Raw genomic sequence first — 22,170 nt, forward strand, 5'->3', positions numbered from 1 at the left:
CCTGTAGCCCATCCTGGACTGCTGTTACACGGTCAGATAACCACCATCGACGGGGATGACGGCACCGTTGACAAAAGATGCCGCTGGCGAGCACAGAAACCCGATGACTGCCGCCACTTCGGCGGCCTGGCCCCAGCGCTGCAGCGGTGTGCGGGACAGAATCGTTGCCGAGGCGGCTGGGTCGGCCATCAGCCCCTCGCTCAGCGGCGTAGCGATCCAGCCGGGCGCTACCGCATTGACGCGCACGCCTTCATGCGCCCAGGTTTGTGCAAGGGAGCGCGTCAGTTGCATGATGCCACCCTTGCTGGCGCTGTAAGCGGGGCGGTCCTTGCTGCCGAAATAGCTGTACATCGAGGCCACGTTGACAATGCAGCCGCTGCTTTGCAACAGCTGCGGGGCTGCGGCCATCGATGCCCGCATGACCGCAGTGAGGTTGGTGTGCAGCACTTGCAGGAAGGCCTCCGGTTCGTACTCCTGCGCATGCCGGCTGATGCCTGCTGCGTTGATCAGCGCATCGAGTCGGGGTAGCGCGGCGATGGTCTGCTGCAGTTGGCCGCTGTCGCAGACATCCAGCTCGATGCACCGGATGCGGGGATGGCGCGGGGCATGCCGCCCCTGCGCATCCAGCCCCAGCGCAAGCACGGAGGCGCCGGCCTCGGCAAAATGCAGCGCCGTGCTTGCACCGATGCCGGAAGTGCCTCCAGTTACGAGGATGGTTCTTTGTTCCTGGGAGTTGTTCATTGCGGTGTCCTAACGCTTGTGGTTGCGGCCCATCGGCGGGCTGACCAGAATCTTGATCTGCGAACGGTCCTGCACCAGTGCTGCAAAGCCTTCGCTGACTGCGTGCTCCAGCGGAACTGTCTTCGTGATGATCGAGGTGGGGTCGAAGCGGCCCGCTTCGATGAGGCCCATCAGCTCTTGGTAGACATCGCGGTAACCGACGCTGGCGACCAGGCTCAACTCGCGGTTGACAGCGTCGAATGCGTCGAGGCGGGCCTCGGACATCAGGCCGACCATGACCATGTTTCCGCCTTTGCGCAGTGCGCGCAACGCCCCTTCAAAGGTGGCTTGCAGACCTGCGGCCTCAAAGCTGGTGTCCACGCCCAAGCCGTCGGTGGCCGAGGCAATGGTGTGCCGCAACGCGCGAGGGGTGAGGCCCTTGCCGTCGATGACCAGGCTGGCACCTGCCTGTCGTGCCATTTCAAGGCGCTGCGGCGATACATCCACCGCAATGATGGTGCCTGCTCCCTGCAGTTTGGCGAGCTGGACCAGCAGCAATCCGATGGGGCCCAGCCCAAAGATGGCGCAGCTGCCGCCAGCCGGCAGCTGGCTGCGGCGCAGCGCATGCAGTGCGACGGCGGCGGGCTCCATCACGGCAGCCTGCTCCAGGCTTACCCCTTCGGGCAGGCGGTGCAGCATATAACTGGGCACCACGGCAAAGTCGGCCATGCCGCCATCGCCCATCAGCCCGGCGAAGCCCATATCGGCGCAGAGGTTGTAGGCGCCGCTGCGGCAGTAGGCGCAGTGGCTGCAGCGGTATTCGGGTTCCACCGCGACGCGGTCGCCCACCTGCAGGCTGCTGACCGCGCTCCCCAGCTCGACCACCGTGCCACAGAACTCGTGGCCCAAGGTCAGTGGCGCGGTACGGCCTGAGACTGCGTGGGGGGTGCCAACGGGGATGGCATGCGGCCCCGATTCGTATTCGTGCAGATCGCTGCCGCAGATGCCGCAGTATTGCACGGCGATGCGTACTTCCTGAGGTCCGGGCTTCGGGGTCGGGATCTGCTCCACGCGCAGGTCCTGGGCGCTGTGCCAGCGCAGTGCGCGCATCATGGCGTTGCTCCTGCCGCCGCACGGCGTTGCAGCACCAGCGGTGCGGTTTCCTTCAAACCCAGCGCAAGCGCACCGGCGATCAATGCGCCGCCTGCCGACATCCACATTGCGACGGGCAGGCCGTAATGGTCTGCCGCAAAGCCCGCAATCGTGGGGGCGAGGAAGCCGCCTACCAGTTCGCCCGCGCCCATGATGAGACCGAGCGCGCCCGTCAGCACTTGGGGCGGAACGGTTTCTGCGGGGACGGTGGCCATGAAGAGCGTGAAACAGCCCAGGCCGGTATAGGTGAAGAACACCACCATACCCAGTGCGAGGACGGAGTCACCGTAGATCAAGGCGATGGGGCACAGTGCCGCAATCGGCGCAAAGATGACCAGGGTGGGTTTGCGTCCGATGCGGTCGGAGATGGCTGGCACCGCAAAGCCCCAGAATACCCAGGCGGCGCCCAGGCAGCTCATCACAAAGCCCATGTCGGCGGCCGAGAACTCGCGGTACTTGACGAGGAAGGTGGGCGCAAACGAGATGATGATGATGAACCAGGTGAGGAAAAAGCAGCTGATCAGCATGCACAGCAGCACATTGCGTTCGCGCAGTAGGGCCCAGCGGTTGATGGGTGCTGGCTTGGCCTGCGCAACTGCTGGGGCCTGACCGGGGTGCTCATGCACCCAGCGCCAGATGGCCAGGGCAATCAGAATGCCGGGGATGACGGTGACATAGAAGGCAACGCGCCAGCCGAAATTCGTTGCCAGACCAATGACGACGGGCGGCCCAATCATTGCGCCGATCAGACCTGCAGACGAGCCTTGCAGCAGACCCATATTCAGGCCGCGCCGCGCTGGGGTGGAGCTTTGGATCATCAAGGACTGGGCAATGGGCAGCACCGGCCCTTCAGCCAGGCCCATCAGCGCACGGAACACCAACAGGCTGACGAAGCCGCCCACCAGCCCGGACATGGCCGAGCAGATGGAAAACCCCAGCACGGACACCACCAGCAGCGCCTTGCGCTTGGAGCGCGAATCGGACCAGGCACCTGCGATGGCCCCGGAGATGGCCCAAGTCAGCGCCAGGGCCGATGAGATCATGCCCAGCTGGGTTTGGCTCAGGTCGAGCTCATCCTGCATGAACGGGAACAGAAACGACAGGGCCAGGCGGTCAAAGAAGACAAAGCCAAAGGTCAGGAAGAGGATCAGCAACAGCCGATTCTCGTAGGTCCACAAGGAGCGAGAGGGGGTTGGGTGCATGGTGTTCTCCAGAGTCGGTGGCCGTTAGCGGAAGAGCTTTTCCACGGCCTCGGCGCCCAGACCCACTTTTTCGTAATGGGCCTTGCACATGGCGATGTAGGAATGGACATCAAAGTAGCCGTCCGGTTTGCCCTGCTCGTCCAGCCAGATCAGCGGACCCTTGACGATGAAGAAGGCCCGCATGGGTTCGGGATGGTCGAACGCCACCAAGGTATGGCCTTCTCCGGGGGTCTCGTAGACGAAGTCGCCCTTGGTCGCTGTCCAGTCATGCTCCAGATAGCCCCATTTGCCGGAGATCGTGTAGGCAAAGACTTCATGGGGGTGGTAGTGGCGGTTGACCAGGCCGGCTTGCTTGGCCATCAGGATGTCGCACCACTTGTTCTGGGATGGCGAGATCCAGAGAGGCCGCGAGAACACGGTGTCGGTGAACGGCACATACAGGCGTTCGTCTTCGGGCACGGCGTTGGGGGTGTACACCTCTGGCAGTGCATCGGGCATGAAGGGGTTGGCGATGGGGCTGAGGCTTTGCCAAAACTCGCTGCTGGCTTTTTCGACCATGGTTGTGCTCCTTGAATAGCGGAATAGGAAATGGAAAGAGGGCAAGGCTGGCGATGGCGCCAAGCGGATGCAGCCCGGACTGATGAAGGTCACCGGAGAGCGGGGGGCAGGGCAGCCGAAGACGCTGCCGTCACTGTCGGGGGGAGGGGTGTCTGTCAGGTTTGCGCGTCCAACTCCGACTGAGACAGCGCGGAGACGCAATGCCTGGCCAGGCGGTGGTGGGGGGGAACGGCATGCAGGGTCTCCTTGGCTCTATGTGTGGGGGATGTGAAACTTCATTCTGTGGAAGATGTCCCCAACGACCTAGGTGCCCGTATAGCTAGCAGCTATAGCAAAATGGCATAATAATAGCTAAAAATTATTAATATTCAATGCACTAAAGAGGGTGGCTATGAATTTGCAGCAAATCGAAACTTTTGTCGCTGTTGCCGAGACCGGCAGTTTCAGCAAAGCGGCGATGTTGTCCGATTCAGCGCAGCCGGCACTGAGCCGTCAGGTGCGGGCGCTCGAGATGGAACTGCGCGAGACGCTGCTGATCCGTACCGGGCGGGGTGTGACCTTGACGGAGGCAGGGCGCCGGTTGCTCGAACATAGCCATGCGATCTTGCAGCATGTGGCCCAAGCCAAGGAGGATCTGGGTTGCGAGCGCAATGAACCGGTAGGCCGCATCGTCGTGGGCCTGCCCCCGAGCCTGGCCCGGCGTTTGACCTTGCCACTGATCGATGCCTTCAGCTGCACGATGCCCAAGGCGCGCATCGCCATCGTCGAAGGCTTCTCGGTGCAGATGGCCGAATGGCTGGCCTCCGGGCGCATGGATCTGGGTCTGGTCTATGCACCGGAGCCCCATCCTCATATTGAAACCACGCCAGTGCTGCAGGAGCGGCTGTGTTTGGTGGGCCCCGCCTCCGCGCTGGGAGGGCTGGGGACGCTGGGCTTTGAGGGACTGTCTGCGTTTCCGCTGATCATGCCCCAGTACGGCCAAATCTTCCGCAAGCTGATGGAAGCACAGGCCAGGCTCTCCCAAGTCAAACTCAATGTTGTCTGGGAGGTGTCCAGTGTTCCTGCCATTTTGGACCTGGTGCGCGGCGGCTATGGGTATGCTGCGTTGACGCGCAGCGCCCTTGACGGGCATGAAGTGGGTGACCAACTTGTCGTGGCACCGATCGAGACGCCTGCGGTGATGATCCCTTTGTTCATGGCCCAATCGGCCAAGCGCAAGGCCACACCGTTGCTGCGCTGCACAGCTGCTGTGCTGCATGAACTGGCCACCGAGGTGTGCAAAAAGGCCGAACTGGCTGCGAATGCTGCAGGTGAGCCGCTGGCCTAGGCGCTTCATCGTAAATTTGTGTAGCAAATGCACTGCTGCACGGAGTCAGTGCCGCCGCGCTCACTACAATGCGGAGGCTTGACAAGGCGCCCTTGCGCGCCATGGGCTGCGGGCGCCGAAGGGCCTGCAGGTCGCTTTGCTGCCACACTCCGCTCGGGTTCTGTGTTGGCACCCCTACAATGCAGTGCAACTGGTTCAATGACATGAAGATACTGCTTTGTAACGACGATGGTTATCAAGCGCCCGGCATCGTGGCGTTGCATGATGCATTGCAGGCAGTGGCCGATGTCGAGGTGGTCGCACCGGAACACAACAACAGTGCCAAATCCAATGCACTGACCTTGCATTCGCCGTTGTACGTGCAGCGTGCCGCCAATGGCTTTCGCTACGTCAATGGTACGCCGGCGGACTGCGTGCATATCGCGCTGACGGGGCTGTTAGGTTATAGGCCCGATCTGGTCATCTCCGGCATCAATAACGGTGCCAATATGGGCGATGACACCATCTACTCGGGCACCGTGGGCGCTGCGATGGAAGGCTATCTGTTCGGCATCCCGGCGATGGCCTTCTCCCAGATCGACAAGGGTTGGGGCGAGCTGGAGTCAGCCGCCAAAAAGGCCTGCGAGCTGGTGCAGCAGTTCGAGGCCTCCAAGCTCGTCACGCTCAAGCCCTGGCTGCTCAATATCAATATTCCCAATCTGCCGTTTGCGCAGATCAAGCCCCTCAAGCTGTGCCGCCTGGGGCGCAGGCATGCGGCAGAGAAAGTCATCACCCAGACCAGCCCCCGGGGCGAGACCATGTACTGGATCGGCAATGCCGGCCTGGCCATGGATGATGCAGAGGGCACCGACTTCCATGCGACGGCTGCGGGCCATATGGCGGTGACACCGCTGAAGGTGGATTTGACCGACCATGAGAGCCTGGCCTATTGGGCGCAGACGGCCACCACCTTGCGCAGCAACGACCTGGAGGTGCCAGGGTGACCTTGCGCAAGCCCGGCTTTCCTGCCCGTGGTGCCCTGCCTGTGAGCACCAAGCCCCAGGCGAGCAGCGTGCACCGGCAATGGGCCAGGCTGCCGGCGGAGCTGTCACCGGTGCCGATGGCCGTGCGTGAATCGCTCGGCCCCGAAAGCGTGGATTTCACATCGGCACGCTTGCGCATGGTGCAGCGCCTGGCCGCATCGGGGGTGGAGCACATCCGGGTGCTGAAGGTGATGAATTCGGTGCTGCGCCACCAGTTTGTTGACAGTGCACTGGCCGTTCAAGCCTATGAAGACACCAGTTTGCCTATAGGATTGGGGCAGACCATCTCCAAGCCTAGCGTGGTGGCACGGATGTGCGAGCTGCTGCTGCAATCTCCGGCAGGCAAAATGGGGCTGGGGCGCATTTTGGAGATTGGCACCGGCTGCGGCTACCAGGCGGCGGTTTTGAGCCTGATGGCCAAGGAGGTGTATACCATTGAGCGGCTGCGTGCGTTGCATGAAAAGGCGCGGGTCAACCTGCGGCCTTTGCGGCTGGCCAATGTGCACCTGATCCTGGGCGATGGCATGCTGGGTTTTGAGAAGGGTGCGCCTTACGCCGGGATCATCGCAGCGGCTGGTGGGGATTCCGTCCCGCAGGCATGGTGCGACCAGCTGGCGGAAGGCGGCCGGCTCGTGGCCCCGGTGATGGGACCGGGCCAGCAACAGGTTTTGCTCGTCGTGGACCGCAGTGCTGATGGGTTTCAGCGCACGGTTCTGGAGCATGTTCATTTCGTGCCCCTAAAATCGGGGCTTGGTTAAGAAGGATAGGTATGTTGGATTCACGTGGTGTTTTGACGTGGGGTGCCAGTGTGGTGGCAGCCATGGTGCTGGCAGGATGCGGTAGTACATCGCTGAACCAGGCGCCCGTGGAAGATCGGGGCTTGTCGGCAGGTCGCGCACCGACGTCGACCACGGCCACCCCGAACCGCATTGATCCAGCAACCCTGCCGGGTGCCGAAAACGCGGGCAAGCCTGGTTACTACACCGTCAAGCCCGGCGAGACCTTGATGCGCATTGCCGCCGACAACGGCCAGAACTGGCGTGACATCGCGCGCTGGAGCAATCTGGAAAATCCGAATGTCATCGAAGTGGGTCAGGTGCTGCGCGTGGTGCCACCGGTCACGGCCACCGCCACCGCTGCCCCGGCAGCTACTGCACCTGCGGTAACCGGCGCCAACACGCCAGCGGCGACGCCTGCACCGGCCCCGGCGCCTGCTGCTGCAGCGTCTGCACCCGCTGCAGCCGATGGCAACCTGGGCTTTATCTGGCCCTCGTCGGGAGCCGTGATTGCGGGCTTTGACGACGCGCGCAACAAGGGTCTGGACATCGGTGGCAAGGCGGGTGACCCCGTCGTGGCAGCCGCCGATGGCCGCGTGATCTACTCGGGGGCCGGCCTGCGCGGCTACGGCAACCTGATTCTGATCAAGCACAACAACACCTACCTGACCGCCTACGCCCACAACCAAACCTTGCTGGTCAAGGACGACCAGGTCGTCAAGAAGGGCCAGAAGATTGCCGAGATGGGCAGCTCCGACGCCGACCGCGTGAAGCTGCACTTCGAGGTGCGCCGCCAGGGCAAGCCGGTCGATCCATCGCGCTACCTGCCTTCCCGCTGATGCCAGGTCCTTCATTGAAGCCGACATCGCCGCCCGCCGACGATGTCGGCTTTTCCCATTTGGAGGACACTGCCCTGGTGTCGCCGGAAGGGGATGAAGAGCCGGCGGAGGTCGAGTCGCAGAGCTGGGAAAGCCGGACGGTCACCGCTGGCGTGGATGCGCACGGCATGCGCCTGGACAAGGCGCTGGCGCTGTGGGTGCCAGAGTTCTCGCGCAGCTATCTGCAGGCCTTGCTGCTGCAAGGCGCGGTGCTGGTCAATGGCAAATCCGGTCTCAAGCCCAGTGCCAAGGTCAAGGCCGGTGACCAGGCGGTGGTCGAGCTGCGCCCCACACAGCAAAGCCAGGCGTTCTTGCCGCAGGATATTCCACTGGACGTGGTCTACCAGGATGAGCACCTGCTCATCATCAACAAGCCTGCCGGCATGGTGGTGCACCCGGCGCCGGGTAACTGGAGCGGTACCTTGCTCAATGCGCTGCTGGCCTACGACGCGAAGGCGGCTCAGCTGCCGCGCGCAGGCATCGTGCACCGGCTGGACAAGGACACCAGCGGCCTGATGGTGGTGGCGCGCGAGCGCCAGACGATGGACGCGCTGGTCAAGCTGATCGCTGCACGCGATGTGCGCCGCAACTACCTGGCGCTGGGCCACAAGCCCTGGCAGGGCGCGGCGCAGACCTCGGTCAGCCTGCCCATTGGCCGCGATCCGCGCAACCGCCTGCGCATGGCGGCGGTCGATCTGGCCCAGCACCCAGGCAAACCGGCGCGTACCGATATCCGCCTGCTGGTCAATGGCCAGCAAGGTTGCGCGGTGTTCTGCAGCCTGCATACCGGGCGCACCCACCAGATCCGCGTGCATATGGCTTCGCTCCAGCACCCACTGCTGGCCGACACGCTCTATGGCGGCACGCCTGCGGCTGGCATGGAGCGCCAGGCCCTGCATGCGCTGCGGCTGGCCTTTGTCCATCCGGTCACGGGCCAGAGCATGTCCTGGTTCGCGATGCCGCCCGCCGATATCACCTCGGCGATGGAAAATTGGGATCTTCGGTATAATTTGGCGGAATTGGCCTAAGCGCTGCCCCTGCAGGTCTGGTTTTTCAGCCAGCGCAAACACCCGGTTTGCACACTGCATCGGTGGCGCCCAGTGCCGGCGGCTATGGGCGCTTATGCCTGCGCCGTGATCTTGGCCATGCAAACGCGGCCCTCTTGATACGCATTCCTTTGTCTCAACACGCAGCTGCGCGCTGGCGTGAAAACAGGGATTTATCGCATGCATACTTTGGAAGCAAAACGGGTGCTGGAGACTGCGCTGATCTGCGCGCCCCAGCCCATCACCGTGCGTGAGCTGCGGGGATTGTTTGCGGATGATCTGGGAACGGACACGCTCAAGGTGCTGTTGCAGGAGCTGCAACTGGACTGGGCGCACCGGGGGGTGGAACTGGTGCAGGTGGCATCGGGCTGGCGCTTTCAGAGCCGGCCGGAGATGCGCGAATACCTCGATCGCCTGCACCCGGAAAAACCGCCCAAGTACTCGCGTGCGACTCTGGAGACCTTGGCCATCATTGCCTATCGGCAGCCGGTGACCCGTGGCGATATCGAAGATATCCGGGGTGTGACGGTCAACAGTTTGATCATCAAGCAGCTGGAAGACCGGGGTTGGGTGGAAGTGATTGGCTACCGGGAGACCGTCGGGCGGCCTGCGCTGCTGGCAACCACCCGGCAGTTTTTGGATGATCTGGGCCTGCAGTCGCTGGACCAGTTGCCCGAGCTGGACAGCAGCAACCAGACGCAGGCGATGTTTGACAGCCTGCCGCTGGAGGCGCCGCAAGGCGAGGCCGAGCAGCAGGATGCCGGGCCAGCGGATGCCGAGGCATTCGAGCTGGTGGGCGAGGCCATGGCCATGGCAGCGCCGGTTGCCGATGGCGAGGCGTTGGAAGACGCAGAGGATGCGCAGACTTTGCCTGAGGCTGGGTCTGCTGATGAGGAAGATGCGGCCGCCGTGAGGGCGGCAGAGTCCCCGCAGGCAGGTGGTGGTGCAGATGCCGCCACTGCCGGGGTTGAAGACAAAGATGCGGATCCTTTGGTCCGTGATGACGATGCACATAATTCCGCAGCAGGCGGGGTAGAAAAGCAAAAAGATGATGAGTGATACCAGCGATATGAATGCGCCCCAGGATGGAGATAAGGTCTTGCAAGAAGGTGCCGCGCCGTCTGAAAAGCGCCGTGCAACGCGCAAGCGTGCCGCGCCGGCGCAAGCCGTGCCGGCAGATACGGCCGACGCGGCAGCGGCCCACGACGGCGAGGGTGAAGGGTCGGCGCAGCCGGCTGCCGAGCCTCGTGCACGCCGTGATGGCGAACAGCGCGTGAGCCGTTACCCGGCCCGGGCTCGCCGTTTCCGTGAGCGTGATGGACAGCCGCGTGATGCGCAGGGCGCAGAAGGCGATGCGCCTGCCGCCCGTGGCCGTGGTCCGGCGGGCCGTCCGCAACGCCATGCCGAGCCGGAAGGCTATGCATTCGAGGACGTGGTGGCTGGCGCGCTGGAGGCGGCGGAAGACTCGGATGCACCGGCTCCGGTCAAGCGCGTGCTCCAGCCCCATGTGGAAGCGCCCAAGCTGCACAAGCTGCTGGCGCAGGCCGGCATGGGCTCGCGCCTGGAGATGGAGCGCCTGATTCTGGAAGGCCGCATCTCCGTCAACAATGAGCCGGCCCACGTGGGTCAGCGCATTTTGCACAGTGACAAGATCCGTGTGAACGGCAAGCTGATCACGTTCCGCATCGAGCAGCCGCCAGCGCGCGTGCTGGCCTACCACAAGCCAGTGGGCGAGGTGGTGACGCATGACGATCCGCAGAACCGCCCAACGGTGTTCCGCAAGCTGCCGCGCGTCTCGCACGGCAAGTGGCAGTCCATTGGCCGTCTTGATCTGAATACCGAAGGTCTGCTGCTGTTCACCAACTCCGGTGAGCTGGCCAACAACCTGATGCACCCGCGCTTCGGTCTGGAGCGTGAGTACGCGGTGCGCGTGCTGGGCGCGCTGACCAATGAAGAAAAGGCCTTGCTGCTGGCCGGTGTGAACCTGGAAGACGGCGTGGCCAGCTTCGGCTCCATCGACGATGGCGGTGGCGAGGGCGCCAACTGCTGGTACCGGGTCACCATCTCCGAAGGCCGCAACCGCGAAGTGCGCCGCATGTTCGAGTCGGTCGGTCACGCGGTCAGCCGCCTGATCCGTATCCGCTACGGTGCCATGGTGCTGCCGCGTGGCTTGCGCCGGGGCTCCTGGGTGGAGCTCGATCAGCGCGACATCCAGGCGCTGACGGTGGCTGCCGGCGGTGTGGTCGAGCGCAAGCCCCGTGAGCAGAATGCGGCTGGCCGGGGAGGGCGCAGTGACAACCGTCCCCAGCACAACGGCCCGCGCCCATCGGTCGGCCCGGCCAAGAACACCCGCGGTGGCGGCTTGCGCAAGGCACCCGAGAAGCGCAATACCCAGCCCGATCCGATGAAGACCTCGCTGGGCTACATCGGTCATGACAGCCTGACGCGTCAGCGCCAGGGCCAACGCAAGAGCGGTGGCGGATTCAAGCGCGGTGGAAGGTCGTAGTCACGCCGCTGACTTCCAGGACACCGTACAATCAAAGGTTTGCTTTCAGAGCAAAAAAAACCATCAACAGGAAATTTATTATGGCAATCGAACGTACCCTCTCGATCATCAAGCCCGATGCAGTGGCTAAGAATGTTATCGGTCAAATCTACGCCCGCTTTGAAGCTGCTGGCCTGAAGATCGTGGCCGCCAAGCTGGTGCAACTGTCGCGTCAAGACGCTGAGCAGTTCTATGCTGTGCACGCTGCCCGTCCTTTCTTCAAGGATCTGGTGGACTTCATGATCTCCGGTCCTGTGATGATCCAGGCTCTGGAAGGCGAAAACGCCATCCTGAAGAACCGTGAGCTGATGGGCGCTACCGATCCCAAGAAGGCCGACAAGGGCACGATCCGCGCTGACTTCGCTGACAGCATCGACGCCAACGCCGTGCACGGCTCCGACGCCGCTGAGACCGCTGCTGTGGAAGTGGCGTTCTTCTTCCCCGGCATGAACGTTTACTCCCGTTAATTGACTTGTGCGCGGCCTTCAGGCCGCGTGGCATAGGTAAGTGGCCCGAGCGTATATCCATGACCACCAATTTGCTTGATTTTGATTTGGCTGGTTTGACCGCCTTTTGCGAAGGGCTGGGAGAGAAGCGCTTCCGGGCCACGCAGCTTTTTCGCTGGATCCACCAGCGCGGTGCAGCCGATTTCGACCAGATGACCGATCTGGCCAAGTCCCTGCGCGAAAAACTCAAGGGCACGGCCCATGTCACGGCCTTGCCCGTGATTACCGAGCATGTGTCCTCCGACGGAACGGTCAAGTGGCTGTTCGACGTGGGTGACGGCAATGCCGTCGAATCCGTATTCATTCCCGAAGATGACCGTGGCACCTTGTGCGTCTCTTCGCAGGCAGGTTGCGCGGTGGGATGCCGCTTTTGCTCGACAGGGCACCAGGGCTTCAGCCGCAACCTGACCACCGGCGAAATCATGGCGCAGCTGTGGTTTGCCGAACACGCGCTGCGCAAGCGCCTGGGGCGCGATGAGCGCATCATCTCCAATGTGGTGATGATGGGCATGGGCGAGCCCCTGCAAAATTACACGGCCCTGGTGCCCGCGCTGCGCACGATGCTGGATGACCATGGCTATGGCCTGTCGCGCCGCCGCGTCACCGTTTCCACCTCAGGTGTGGTGCCGATGATGGATCGCCTGTCGCAGGACTGTGCGGTGGCTCTGGCGGTCTCGCTGCATGCGCCCAACGATCCCCTGCGCGATGCCCTGGTGCCGCTGAACAAGAAATACCCGCTCGACGAGCTGATGCAGTCCTGCCGCCGCTACCTGGAGTTTGCGCCGCGTGACTTCATCACCTTTGAGTACTGCATGCTCGATGGCGTCAACGACCAACCCGAGCATGCCCAGCAATTGATAGCACTGGTGCGAGAGTATGCGGGCAACGGCGGGGCATGGTGCAAGTTCAATTTGATTCCATTCAACCCTTTTCCGGCATCGGGTCTGTTACGATCACCTGCCAACCGGGTGACCGAATTCGCCAAGATGCTCTCGGATGCCGGTGTCGTGACCACCGTGCGCAAGACCCGGGGCGATGACATCGATGCGGCCTGTGGCCAGCTCGCTGGCGATGTGAAAGACCGCACCAAAGCGGCGGAGCGCATGGCCAAGAACCGGGTCATACCGCTGGCACAAGTCTAGAAATAGTCCAATCAGTTTGAGGAGGGTGTGCATGCAAGAGGCTGTGACAACAGGGCAACCGAGGGTGCATCGCCTCACGGCTGCCACCTTTTTAGGCTTGGCCCTGATAGGTGGTTTGTCGGGCTGCGGTACCGCCAGTAACACGGCCCGCGAGGATGCCGCCTATGTCACGCAATCCGATGAGACCGAGATCCACCGGCGCGCACGCATCCGGCTGGAACTGGCAGCGAGCTATTTCCAGACCGGCCGCGCCACGATCGCGCTCGACGAGATCAAGCAGGTGCTGGCGCTGGATCCTGCCAATGGCGATGCCTACAACATGCGCGGGCTCATCTACATGCAGCTGGGCGAGCCGGACATTGCCGACGAGAGCTTCAGCAAGGCACAGTCGCTCAAGCCCACTGATGCGAACATCATGCACAACCATGGCTGGTTGCTCTGCCAAGAGAAAAAATACGACGCGGCAGACCGCTACTTCAACCAGGCTCTGGTGCAGCGCCAGTATTTTCAACAAGCCAAGACCTTGATGGCGCAGGGCCTGTGCCACGAGGCCGCCGGCAAGCCTGCCGAGGCCGAGGCGAGCTTGCTCAAGGCCTATGAGTACGATGCGGGCAACCCGGTAGTCAGCTTCAATTTGGCCAAGCTGATGAACCAGCGTGGCGACCCGCGCCGCGCCCAGTTCTATATCCGCCGCCTCAACAATGGCGAGCTGGCCAACTCCGAGTCCTTGTTCCTCGGTATCCAAATTGAAAAAGCCCTGGGTGATGGAGCGAGCGCGCGTTCGCTGGCAGCCCAATTGCAAAAGCGTTTCCCCGACTCCAAAGAGGCGGCACGTATTGCTGGTGGAGGCGTGCTGTGATCGAGTCTGATATCCAAGAAGCAACCAACGCAAACCATGCAGCCACGGGTGCACCCCTCAGCGCGGGCGAGATGCTGCGCCAGGCGCGCGAGGAACTGGGCTACCACCTGCCTGCCGTGGCGGCGCACCTGAAGGTGTCCGTCCACAAGCTCGAAGCGCTGGAAGCGGGCGACTGGAGCGCCTTCCCGGATGTGGTCTTTGTGCGCGCGCTGGCCTCTGCTGTGTGCCGTGTGCTCAAGATCGACCCCGCGCCCGTGCTGGCCCAGCTGCCCAAGCCACCTGGCAAGGACCTGAGCCCAGGCGTGGAAAGCGTCAAGACCCGCGTGGCCGTGGGCCCGGCGCAGAGCAAGAAAAATGACTTCCCCAGCAGCAAGCCCTTCCCCTGGATGGGGGTGGTCGTGCTGCTGATCGTGGCGACCGTCGGGGTGCTGTTCTATCCGCAGTTGGCAGACTACTGGAAGAGCCGGGCCGCCGCTTCTGCCCCCGCGCCTGTGCGCTCCAACAACGTCGCCGGCGTGGCTGACCAGTCCGAGTCGGTCGCGCTGGGTGGTAGCTCGACCGATCCGGTGCCCGAGGCGCCGGCCAATGGCGCAGCCGAAGCCGGCGCCACCGCTGCGCTGGCAGGCCCGCCCAGCCCGGCAGCAGCGGCACCGGTGGCTGCAGCGCCTGCAGAAGGCGCGCCATTGCTGCATTTCAAGGCCAGCCAGGACAGCTGGGTGCAGGTCAAGGAGGCCAGTGGCAAGGTGGTGTTTGAGAAGACCATCCGTGCCGGCGCGACCGAAGATATCGCGGCCACGCCGCCGCTCAAGCTCATCGTGGGCAATGCGGTGGGTGTGGAGATGCAGCTGCGCGGGTCGGTTTTTGATCTGAAAAAAGTGACCAAGGGCAGCACCGCCCGTTTTGAGGTGAATTAAGTGCAAGAAGAGAACATCCTGTTGCCCGTGCCCATGGTGGCGCCGGCCGCCCGCAAAAGTCGCCAGGCCCGTGTGGTCTGGGGTGACCGTGTGGTGACGGTGGGGGGCGATGCGCCCGTGCGCATACAGTCGATGACGAATACCGACACCGTGGATGTGATCGAGACGGCCATCCAGGTCAAGGAGCTGGCGCAGGCGGGCTCGGAGATGGTGCGCATCACCGTCAACACGCCAGAGGCCGCAGCTGCGGTGCCCTATGTGCGCGAGCAGCTCGACCGCATGGGTGAGAACGTGCCGCTGGTGGGCGACTTCCACTACAACGGCCACCGCCTGCTGACCGAGTTTCCTGACTGCGCCAAGGCGCTGTCCAAATACCGGATCAACCCCGGCAATGTAGGCAAGGGCGACAAGAAGGACAAGCAGTTCGGCCAGATGATCGAGGCGGCCATGCAGTACGACAAGGCCGTGCGCATTGGCGTGAACTGGGGCAGCCTGGACCAGGAGCTGCTGGCCGAGCTGATGGACGAGAACAACCGCCGCGCCGTACCCTGGGATGGGCGCCAGGTGATGTATGAGGCGCTGATCACCTCGGCCATTTCCTCAGCGCAGCGTGCCGAGGAAATGGGCCTGAACGGCGACCAGATCATTCTGTCCTGCAAGGTCAGTGGCGTGCAGGATCTGGTGGCGGTCTACCGCGGCCTGTCCGCACGCTGCGACTATGCCCTGCACCTGGGTTTGACCGAGGCGGGCATGGGTACCAAGGGCACGGTGGCCTCGGCCGCTGCGCTGTCGATCCTGCTGCAAGATGGCATTGGCGACACCATCCGCGTGTCGCTGACCCCGCAGCCGGGCGAGGCCCGCACGCAGGAGGTGGTGGTCGCCAGCGAGATTCTGCAAGCGATGGGCATGCGCAGCTTTGTGCCCAGCGTCACCGCCTGTCCGGGCTGTGGCCGCACCACCAGCACCACGTTCCAGGAGCTGGCACGCGACATCGACCAGCACCTGCGCTCGCAGATGCCGGTATGGCGTGTGAAGTACCCCGGCGTCGAGAAGATGAAGGTGGCCGTGATGGGCTGCATTGTCAATGGCCCTGGTGAAAGCAAGCATGCCGATATCGGCATCAGCCTGCCGGGCAATGGCGAATCGCCCGCAGCGCCCGTCTTCATTGACGGCGAAAAGGCCATGACCTTGCGCGGTGACCGCATTGCGCAGGAGTTCCACGATATCGTGCAGGGCTATGTGGAGCGCCGCTACGGTGCTGCCAAGGTAGATAATTGATAGCTGCACTTGCTGGCCTGGCAAGTGTTTGCAAGCATACTGAACAGAGAGATTGAAGCCCATGGGCATGAATGAAAAGCTGGCCGCCATCAAAGGCATGAACGATATCCTGCCGCCCGATTCGGCCATGTGGGAATGGTTTGAAGGCAAGGTGCGCGACTTGATGGGGCGCTTCGCGTACCGCAACATCCGCACGCCGCTGGCAGAACACACGGCGCTGTTTGTGCGCGGTCTGGGCGAGGTCACCGACATTGTCGAGAAGGAAATGTATTCCTTCGAAGACCGGGCCGACAAGCATGGCCAGGCCGAGCACCTGACCCTGCGCCCCGAAGGCACTGCCGGTGTGGTGCGCGCCGTGGTCGAGAACAACATGCTCTATGACGGCGGCAAGCGCCTGTTCTACATTGGCGCCATGTTCCGCCGGGAGAAACCGCAGCGCGGCCGCTACCGCCAGTTCCACCAGGTCGGCGTTGAAGCCATGGGCTTTGGCGGCGCCGAGCTCGATGCCGAAGTCATCCTGCTGGCGGCGCAGCTGTGGAAGGACCTGGGCATTGAAGGCGTGCGCCTGGAGCTCAACAGCCTGGGCCAGCCCGAGGAGCGCCGCGCCCACCGCGAGGCATTGGTGGCCTATTTTGAGCAGCACACCGATGTGATGGACGAAGAAGGCAAGCGCCGCATGTACAGCAACCCGCTGCGCGTGCTCGATACCAAGAACCCGGCGATGCAGGCGATGGTCAATGCTGCGCCCCAACTGCTGGACTTTCTGGGTGAGGATTCCAAGGCCCACTTGAAGGCGGTGCAGGACATTCTGGACGCCAATGGTGTGGCCTGGTCGGTCAACCCGCGCCTGGTGCGCGGCATGGACTACTACAACCTGACGGTGTTCGAGTTCATCACCGACAAACTCGGCTCACAAGGCACGATCTGTGGCGGCGGCCGTTATGACTACCTGATCGAGCAGATCGGCGGCAAGCCCGCACCCGCCGTGGGCTGGGGCATGGGCATCGAGCGCGTTCTGGAGCTGATCAAGGAGCTGAATATCCAGTGGGATCGCCCGTCTATTGACGCCTACGCTATCCTGCCGGACGCAGCATTGCTGCCGCAGGCCATGCGTGTGATCCAGACCTTGCGACAAGCAGGGGTGCGGGTGCAGATGCATGGCTCGGCCGTGGCAGGAAGCCTGGGCAGCATGAAGTCGCAGTTCAAGAAGGCCGATGCCAGCGGCGCCGCGTGCGCGCTGATCTTTGGCAGCGACGAGATGCAGCGCGGCATGGTGACCGTCAAGCAACTGCGCGATGGCGAGGGGGCCCAGGCCGAACATGCGATCGACGCCGTGGCCCACTGGGCAGCGCAACTGCGCGCATAAGTGCAGCCTCGGCTGCAAGCAATTTTTTGAACCAACTCCATTAGAACAATATGGCAACGCATTTAGATCTGGAAGAACAGGAACAGATAGACCAGCTCAAGCACTTCTGGAACAAGTGGGGCACCTTGATCACCACGGTGCTGGTGATTGTGCTGGGTGGCTTTGCCGCCTGGAACGGCTACCAGTACTGGCAGAACCGCCAGGCCTCGCAAGCCAGCGCGCTGTCGTCTGCGGTCGAGGCTGCGGTCAACTCCGGTGACAAGACCCGCATCGACCAGGCCTTTGGCGACCTGCGCAGCAACTATGGCAGCACCATGCAAGCGGCACATGCCGGCCTGCTGGTGGCCAAGGCTGCGGGTGACAAGGGCCAGATGGACGATGCCAAGGCCGCGCTCACCTGGGTGGCAGAAAATGCTTCGGATGAGGGCCTCAAGGCCACTGCCCGCGTGCGTTTGGCTGCGGTGCTGCTCAACAGCCAGGCCTACGATGAGGCGCTCAAGGTGCTGGGCACCAAGATGCCGACCGAGTTCGATGCCGTGGTGGCAGACCACAAGGGTGATGTTTATCTGGCCAAGGGCGACAAGGCGCAAGCCATCGAGTCGTACAAGGCGGCTTTGCAAAAGACCGAACCGGGCGTGGAATACCGCAACGTGATCTCCGTCAAGCTCAATGCGCTGGGCGAAGATCTGAAGTGATGGATGGCAGAAGGCAGTGCGCATGAAACAACAACAGGCATATGCTGCAGCGGCTGCTGCAGCCAAGGTTTTGACGGTATCGGCAGTGGCCCTGGCCATTGCGGGCTGCTCTTTGTTCTCGTCGGACAAGCGCAAGCCTGCCGAGCTTGAGCCCAATGTCGCACTGCTGTCGGTGCAGCAGGTGTGGACGCAGCGCATTGGCAAGAGCAATCCCACCCTGGTGATGAATGTCAGCGGCAATGTGGTGACGTTGGCCTCTGCCGATGGCCAAGTGGCCGCCGTCAATGCGGACACGGGTGCCGATCTGTGGCGCGTCAATGTGGGCCAGAAGCTCTCGGCCGGCGTAGGCAGCGATGGCAAATGGGCTGCGGTGGTGACCGAAGACGGCAACCTCGTCGCGCTGAGCCAGGGCAAGGAAATGTGGCGCAAGCGCCTGACAGCGCGTGTCTATACCGCGCCGCTGGTGGCGGGCGAGCGCATCTTTGTGCAAAGCGCGGACCGCTCGGTGCAGGCCTTTGATGCGGCCTCCGGCCAGGCGCTGTGGAGCCAGGCCAAGACCACGGAAGCGCTGGTGCTGCGCCAAAGCGGGGTGCTGACCGCCTACCAGGACACGCTGGTCGCTGGCGTGTCGGGCCGTTTTGTCGGTATCGACCCCAACAGCGGTGCATTGCGCTGGGAAGTGCCGATCGCCAGCCCCCGTGGCACCAATGACGTCGAGCGTCTGGTGGAGCTGGTGGGCGGCGTTGCGCGCCAGGGCTCGGTGCTGTGCACCCGTGCCTACCAGATGGCGGTGGGCTGTATTGACGCATCCACGGCGCAACTGCGCTGGACCGTGCGTGCCGACGGTATCAATGGCATCTCCGGTGATGCCGATGTGGTGGCTGGTGCCGATGGCAACGGCGTGATCACGGCCTGGGCGCACGATGGCGGCAGCGTGGTGTGGACGAGCAATCGCCTGCGCTACCGCAAGCTGAGCCAGCCGCTGGTATTGGGCCGCTCTGTGATTTTTGGTGATAGTTCGGGTACGGTGCATATGCTGTCCAAGAAAGACGGCTCGCCACTGAACCGCTTCTCGACCAACAGCTCTGGTATTTCCGTGGCGCCGGTCGTGGCGGGCAACACCATGGTGGTGCAGACGAATGATGGCGCGGTGTATGGCTTTCGGCCCGAGTAAGAAAAGAAAAAGTAGTCAGGAATGAAGCCAGTTATTGCTTTGGTGGGGCGCCCCAATGTGGGCAAATCCACCTTGTTCAACCGGATGACAAAGTCGCGCGACGCCATCGTTGCCGACTTTGCCGGTTTGACGCGTGACCGCCACTACGGCCAAGGCCGTCAGGGCAAGCACGAATACATCGTGATCGATACCGGTGGTTTCGAGCCCGATGCGACCAGTGGCATTTTCAAGGAAATGGCCAAGCAGACCCGCCAGGCCGTGGCCGAGGCGGATGTGGTGCTGTTCGTCGTCGATGTACGTCTGGGCCTCTCGGCCCAGGACCATGAAATTGCCGGCTACCTGCGCCGCCTGGGCAAGCCCGCCATGCTGGTGGGCAACAAGGCCGAAGGCATGAAGGATGGCGGCCAGCTGGCCGAGTTCTACGAGCTGGGTCTGGGCGAGGTGTTTCCGGTCTCGGCTGCGCATGGCCAAGGCATCCGGACGATGATCGACATGGCGCTCGAGCAGTTGCCCTGGCTCAACCAGGACGAGGATGCCGAAGCCGAAGAGGACGAGCAGGTCATCAAGCTGGCCGTGGCAGGGCGCCCCAATGTGGGCAAGTCCACATTGATCAACACCTGGCTGGGCGAAGAGCGTCTGGTGGCCTTCGACATGGCTGGTACCACGCGGGATGCGATCGCGGTGCCGTTCGAGAAGAATGGCCAGAAGTTCCAGCTGATCGACACCGCTGGTTTGCGCCGCAAGGGCCGCGTGTTCGAGGCGATCGAGAAGTTCTCGGTGGTCAAGACCTTGCAGGCCATTGAAGGCGCCAACGTCGTGTTGCTGCTGCTCGATGCCACCCAAGGCGTGACCGACCAGGATGCCCACATCGCCGGCTACATTCTGGAAAGCGGCCGCGCCGTGGTGCTGGCCGTCAACAAATGGGATGCGCTCGACGACTATGGCCGCCAGATGCTGGAGCGCTCGATCGAGCTGCGCCTGTCCTTCCTCAAGTTTGCCCCGCTGCATTTCATCTCGGCCAAGAAGCGCCAGGGTCTGGGCCCGTTGTGGACCTCGATGACCCAGGCGCACAAGTCGGCCCTCTGCAAGATGCCCACGCCGGTGCTCACGCGTGTGCTGCTGGAGTCGGTGCAGTACCAGACGCCCAAGAAGATCGGGCCTTACCGCCCCAAGCTGCGCTACGCACACCAGGGGGGCATGAACCCACCGGTGATCGTGATCCACGGCAACTCGCTCGAACACATCACCGATGCCTACAAGCGCTTTCTGGAAGGGCGTTTCCGCAAGGAATTTAATTTGATCGGTACCCCCTTGCGGATTGAATTCAAGACCTCACATAACCCTTACGCTGACAAAGATTGATAGCGTACAAGTGAGATGAGGTCTGATCCACAGACCCATCACATGAAACAACCATTTATCGTTCAGTTAGGTTGCCACTGTGGTAAGGTGGCGTTTTACAACAACACTGTCCGAACACGGAGAATATCGTGAGCAACAAAGGCCAACTTCTGCAAGACCCCTTCCTCAACGCTCTGCGCCGCGAGCATGTGCCTGTGTCCATCTACTTGGTCAACGGCATCAAGCTCCAAGGCCAGATCGAATCCTTTGACCAGTACGTTGTGCTGCTGCGCAACACCGTTACCCAGATGGTGTACAAGCATGCGATCTCGACCATTGTCCCCGGTCGTGCTGTGAATTTCTCGGCACCTGACTCGCAAGACAACGAAGCTGCAGCCTAACGCTTTTGATAGCAACACACTCGCGCCAATCGCGGGTGAAAGCTCTACATCATTGAGTAATCAACAAAATTCCAACGACAATAAATCCACCCCGGTCATGCTGGTCGGGGTGGATTTTGGTTTTCCGCACTTCGATTCCGAGCTCGAAGAGCTGGGTCTGCTGGCGCAAACGGCCGGCTTGAACCCGGTGGCGCGCCTGGTGTGCAAGCGCAAGGTGCCCGATGCCGCACTGTTTGTGGGCAGTGGCAAAGCCGATGAGATCCGCATGGTGGCGCAGACCTATGGCGCGACCGAGATTCTGTTCGACCAGGCGCTCAGCCCGGCCCAGCAGCGCAATCTGGAGCGCCATTTGCAGATGCCGGTCAATGACCGTACCTTGCTGATCCTGGAGATCTTTGCCCAGCGCGCGCGCAGCCATGAGGGCAAGCTCCAGGTCGAGCTGGCCAAGCTGCAGTACCTCAGCACCCGCCTGGTGCGCCGCTGGTCGCACTTGGAGCGGCAGCGCGGTGGCATTGGCACGCGCGGCGGCCCGGGTGAGACGCAGATCGAGCTGGACCGCCGCATGATCAACGATGCGATCAAGCGGACCAAGGACCGGCTCGTCAAGGTCAAGAAGCAGCGCAGTACCCAGCGCCGCCAGCGGCAGCGCAATGACACCTTCAATGTGTCGCTGGTCGGCTATACCAATGCGGGTAAATCGACCTTCTTCAATGCCGTGGTCAAGGCACGCGCCTATGCCGCTGACCAGTTGTTTGCGACCTTGGATACGACGACGCGGCAGATGTACCTGGAGTCGGCACAGCGCTCCATCTCCATCTCCGACACGGTCGGTTTCATTCGGGACCTGCCCCACGGGCTGGTCAATGCTTTCGAGGCAACGCTGCAAGAGGCGGTAGATGCAGATCTGCTGCTGCATGTGGTCGATGCCTCCAACCCTGCCCACCCGGAACAAATACAACAAGTCCAAAAGGTTCTTCGGGAAATTGGGGCAGAAAACGTGCCGCAGGTTCTGGTATTCAATAAACTGGATGCCATTGAGCCAGACCGGCGGCCACCAGCGCTTGCAGACAGCTATGAGCTCGATGGGGTGCAGGTTCCACGATTCTTTGTCAGTGCCGCCAAGGGGCAGGGGCTGGAGGCCGTGCGTGAGCACCTGGCCCAGGCTTTGCTGGCGCGGCAGGCATCGCTCGATGCAGCCGGCAACTGGGAGATAGCCCCAGATGCCGATGACGAATTGCTGGGAAATGCTCCTTAGGGTGCCACAATGG

Annotated in this window: 22 protein-coding genes; 18 read left to right on the forward strand and 4 right to left on the reverse strand. The window is 62.6% G+C overall.

Annotated elements, in window-relative coordinates; all coding sequences use genetic code 11:
- Positions 1–24 precede the first annotated feature (24 nt).
- The 4 genes from ACCQ08_RS09470 to ACCQ08_RS09485 are packed head-to-tail and all read right to left on the reverse strand — an operon-like array spanning position 25 to position 3,632.
- Complete coding sequence (locus tag ACCQ08_RS09470; protein WP_373449622.1) at positions 25–741, reverse strand: SDR family NAD(P)-dependent oxidoreductase; 717 nt, start codon at positions 739–741, stop codon at positions 25–27.
- Positions 742–750: 9 nt separating this feature from the next.
- Positions 751–1,830 carry a 2,3-butanediol dehydrogenase gene (locus ACCQ08_RS09475; RefSeq protein WP_373449637.1) on the reverse strand — a complete coding sequence of 360 codons (1,080 nt, stop codon included), beginning with the start codon at positions 1,828–1,830 and terminating at the stop codon, positions 751–753.
- Positions 1,830–3,074 (reverse strand): MFS transporter, encoded by a 1,245-nt coding sequence (locus ACCQ08_RS09480; RefSeq protein WP_312416014.1) that lies wholly within the window; start codon positions 3,072–3,074, stop codon positions 1,830–1,832. Before ACCQ08_RS09480 ends, ACCQ08_RS09475 begins: the two co-directional genes overlap by 1 nt.
- Before the next feature lie 24 nt (positions 3,075–3,098).
- Entirely contained in the window at positions 3,099–3,632 is a 534-nt protein-coding gene (locus ACCQ08_RS09485; protein ID WP_239812408.1) for a 2,4'-dihydroxyacetophenone dioxygenase family protein, read from the reverse strand.
- A gap of 391 nt (positions 3,633–4,023) precedes the next feature.
- On the opposite strand from ACCQ08_RS09485, the gene ACCQ08_RS09490 reads away from it, so the two are divergent.
- The 18 genes from ACCQ08_RS09490 to hflX all read left to right on the forward strand — a co-directional run bounded on the left by ACCQ08_RS09490 (position 4,024) and on the right by hflX (position 22,157).
- Positions 4,024–4,959, forward strand: a complete 936-nt coding sequence (locus ACCQ08_RS09490) for a LysR family transcriptional regulator (protein WP_373449623.1) — start codon at positions 4,024–4,026, stop codon at positions 4,957–4,959.
- Between the two features lie 203 nt (positions 4,960–5,162).
- Positions 5,163–5,942 (forward strand): 5'/3'-nucleotidase SurE, encoded by a 780-nt coding sequence (gene surE / locus ACCQ08_RS09495; RefSeq protein WP_312461927.1) that lies wholly within the window; start codon positions 5,163–5,165, stop codon positions 5,940–5,942.
- Positions 5,939–6,739 (forward strand): protein-L-isoaspartate(D-aspartate) O-methyltransferase, encoded by an 801-nt coding sequence (locus tag ACCQ08_RS09500; protein WP_373449624.1) that lies wholly within the window; start codon positions 5,939–5,941, stop codon positions 6,737–6,739. The genes surE and ACCQ08_RS09500 overlap by 4 nt, the downstream gene beginning before the upstream one ends.
- Before the next feature lie 11 nt (positions 6,740–6,750).
- Positions 6,751–7,596 carry a peptidoglycan DD-metalloendopeptidase family protein gene (locus tag ACCQ08_RS09505; protein ID WP_239812405.1) on the forward strand — a complete coding sequence of 282 codons (846 nt, stop codon included), beginning with the start codon at positions 6,751–6,753 and terminating at the stop codon, positions 7,594–7,596.
- Positions 7,596–8,663: an RluA family pseudouridine synthase gene (locus tag ACCQ08_RS09510; RefSeq protein WP_373449625.1), complete on the forward strand. Its 1,068-nt coding sequence runs from the start codon at positions 7,596–7,598 to the stop codon at positions 8,661–8,663. Before ACCQ08_RS09505 ends, ACCQ08_RS09510 begins: the two co-directional genes overlap by 1 nt.
- 198 nt (positions 8,664–8,861) lie before the next feature.
- Complete coding sequence (gene scpB, locus ACCQ08_RS09515; protein ID WP_373449626.1) at positions 8,862–9,740, forward strand: SMC-Scp complex subunit ScpB; 879 nt, start codon at positions 8,862–8,864, stop codon at positions 9,738–9,740.
- Entirely contained in the window at positions 9,733–11,187 is a 1,455-nt protein-coding gene (locus ACCQ08_RS09520; protein ID WP_373449627.1) for a pseudouridine synthase, read from the forward strand. The genes scpB and ACCQ08_RS09520 overlap by 8 nt, the downstream gene beginning before the upstream one ends.
- Before the next feature lie 80 nt (positions 11,188–11,267).
- Positions 11,268–11,693 (forward strand): nucleoside-diphosphate kinase, encoded by a 426-nt coding sequence (gene ndk, locus ACCQ08_RS09525; protein WP_021027513.1) that lies wholly within the window; start codon positions 11,268–11,270, stop codon positions 11,691–11,693.
- A gap of 59 nt (positions 11,694–11,752) precedes the next feature.
- Positions 11,753–12,874: a 23S rRNA (adenine(2503)-C(2))-methyltransferase RlmN gene (rlmN, locus tag ACCQ08_RS09530; protein WP_239812402.1), complete on the forward strand. Its 1,122-nt coding sequence runs from the start codon at positions 11,753–11,755 to the stop codon at positions 12,872–12,874.
- 97 nt (positions 12,875–12,971) lie between these two features.
- Positions 12,972–13,733 carry a type IV pilus biogenesis/stability protein PilW gene (gene pilW / locus ACCQ08_RS09535; RefSeq protein WP_313336512.1) on the forward strand — a complete coding sequence of 254 codons (762 nt, stop codon included), beginning with the start codon at positions 12,972–12,974 and terminating at the stop codon, positions 13,731–13,733.
- Entirely contained in the window at positions 13,730–14,647 is a 918-nt protein-coding gene (locus tag ACCQ08_RS09540; RefSeq protein ID WP_373449628.1) for a helix-turn-helix domain-containing protein, read from the forward strand. The genes pilW and ACCQ08_RS09540 overlap by 4 nt, the downstream gene beginning before the upstream one ends.
- Before the next feature lie 33 nt (positions 14,648–14,680).
- The gene (gene ispG / locus ACCQ08_RS09545; protein WP_313335629.1) at positions 14,681–15,925 is read left to right on the forward strand and encodes a flavodoxin-dependent (E)-4-hydroxy-3-methylbut-2-enyl-diphosphate synthase; all 1,245 of its coding nucleotides are present in this window, start codon (positions 14,681–14,683) and stop codon (positions 15,923–15,925) included.
- A gap of 61 nt (positions 15,926–15,986) precedes the next feature.
- The gene (hisS, locus tag ACCQ08_RS09550; protein ID WP_312461931.1) at positions 15,987–17,291 is read left to right on the forward strand and encodes a histidine--tRNA ligase; all 1,305 of its coding nucleotides are present in this window, start codon (positions 15,987–15,989) and stop codon (positions 17,289–17,291) included.
- A gap of 50 nt (positions 17,292–17,341) precedes the next feature.
- Positions 17,342–17,986: a tetratricopeptide repeat protein gene (locus ACCQ08_RS09555; RefSeq protein WP_312416042.1), complete on the forward strand. Its 645-nt coding sequence runs from the start codon at positions 17,342–17,344 to the stop codon at positions 17,984–17,986.
- A 22-nt stretch (positions 17,987–18,008) separates the two neighbouring features.
- Complete coding sequence (gene bamB, locus ACCQ08_RS09560) at positions 18,009–19,160, forward strand: outer membrane protein assembly factor BamB (protein ID WP_312416044.1); 1,152 nt, start codon at positions 18,009–18,011, stop codon at positions 19,158–19,160.
- A gap of 21 nt (positions 19,161–19,181) precedes the next feature.
- Positions 19,182–20,522: a ribosome biogenesis GTPase Der gene (gene der, locus ACCQ08_RS09565; protein WP_239812396.1), complete on the forward strand. Its 1,341-nt coding sequence runs from the start codon at positions 19,182–19,184 to the stop codon at positions 20,520–20,522.
- Between the two features lie 128 nt (positions 20,523–20,650).
- Positions 20,651–20,902 carry an RNA chaperone Hfq gene (gene hfq, locus ACCQ08_RS09570; protein ID WP_021027521.1) on the forward strand — a complete coding sequence of 84 codons (252 nt, stop codon included), beginning with the start codon at positions 20,651–20,653 and terminating at the stop codon, positions 20,900–20,902.
- A gap of 97 nt (positions 20,903–20,999) precedes the next feature.
- The gene (gene hflX, locus ACCQ08_RS09575; RefSeq protein WP_239812718.1) at positions 21,000–22,157 is read left to right on the forward strand and encodes a GTPase HflX; all 1,158 of its coding nucleotides are present in this window, start codon (positions 21,000–21,002) and stop codon (positions 22,155–22,157) included.
- Positions 22,158–22,170: the final 13 nt, after the last annotated feature.

The organism is Comamonas sp. SY3, assembly GCF_041730275.1.
GTDB lineage: Bacteria > Pseudomonadota > Gammaproteobacteria > Burkholderiales > Burkholderiaceae_C > Comamonas > Comamonas sediminis.

Coding starts and splice junctions, on each gene's coding strand:
- ACCQ08_RS09520 (WP_373449627.1), top strand. CDS start 9,733: ATGAGTGATACCAGCGATATGAATGCGCCCCAGGATGGAGATAAGGTC.
- ACCQ08_RS09510 (WP_373449625.1), top strand. CDS start 7,596: ATGCCAGGTCCTTCATTGAAGCCGACATCGCCGCCCGCCGACGATGTC.
- rlmN (WP_239812402.1), top strand. CDS start 11,753: ATGACCACCAATTTGCTTGATTTTGATTTGGCTGGTTTGACCGCCTTT.
- ACCQ08_RS09485 (WP_239812408.1), bottom strand. CDS start 3,632: ATGGTCGAAAAAGCCAGCAGCGAGTTTTGGCAAAGCCTCAGCCCCATC.
- ACCQ08_RS09505 (WP_239812405.1), top strand. CDS start 6,751: ATGTTGGATTCACGTGGTGTTTTGACGTGGGGTGCCAGTGTGGTGGCA.
- surE (WP_312461927.1), top strand. CDS start 5,163: ATGAAGATACTGCTTTGTAACGACGATGGTTATCAAGCGCCCGGCATC.
- ACCQ08_RS09470 (WP_373449622.1), bottom strand. CDS start 741: ATGAACAACTCCCAGGAACAAAGAACCATCCTCGTAACTGGAGGCACT.
- scpB (WP_373449626.1), top strand. CDS start 8,862: ATGCATACTTTGGAAGCAAAACGGGTGCTGGAGACTGCGCTGATCTGC.
- ACCQ08_RS09555 (WP_312416042.1), top strand. CDS start 17,342: ATGGCAACGCATTTAGATCTGGAAGAACAGGAACAGATAGACCAGCTC.
- ispG (WP_313335629.1), top strand. CDS start 14,681: ATGGTGGCGCCGGCCGCCCGCAAAAGTCGCCAGGCCCGTGTGGTCTGG.
- ACCQ08_RS09480 (WP_312416014.1), bottom strand. CDS start 3,074: ATGCACCCAACCCCCTCTCGCTCCTTGTGGACCTACGAGAATCGGCTG.
- ACCQ08_RS09475 (WP_373449637.1), bottom strand. CDS start 1,830: ATGCGCGCACTGCGCTGGCACAGCGCCCAGGACCTGCGCGTGGAGCAG.
- hisS (WP_312461931.1), top strand. CDS start 15,987: ATGGGCATGAATGAAAAGCTGGCCGCCATCAAAGGCATGAACGATATC.
- ndk (WP_021027513.1), top strand. CDS start 11,268: ATGGCAATCGAACGTACCCTCTCGATCATCAAGCCCGATGCAGTGGCT.
- hflX (WP_239812718.1), top strand. CDS start 21,000: ATGCTGGTCGGGGTGGATTTTGGTTTTCCGCACTTCGATTCCGAGCTC.
- ACCQ08_RS09490 (WP_373449623.1), top strand. CDS start 4,024: ATGAATTTGCAGCAAATCGAAACTTTTGTCGCTGTTGCCGAGACCGGC.
- der (WP_239812396.1), top strand. CDS start 19,182: ATGAAGCCAGTTATTGCTTTGGTGGGGCGCCCCAATGTGGGCAAATCC.
- bamB (WP_312416044.1), top strand. CDS start 18,009: ATGAAACAACAACAGGCATATGCTGCAGCGGCTGCTGCAGCCAAGGTT.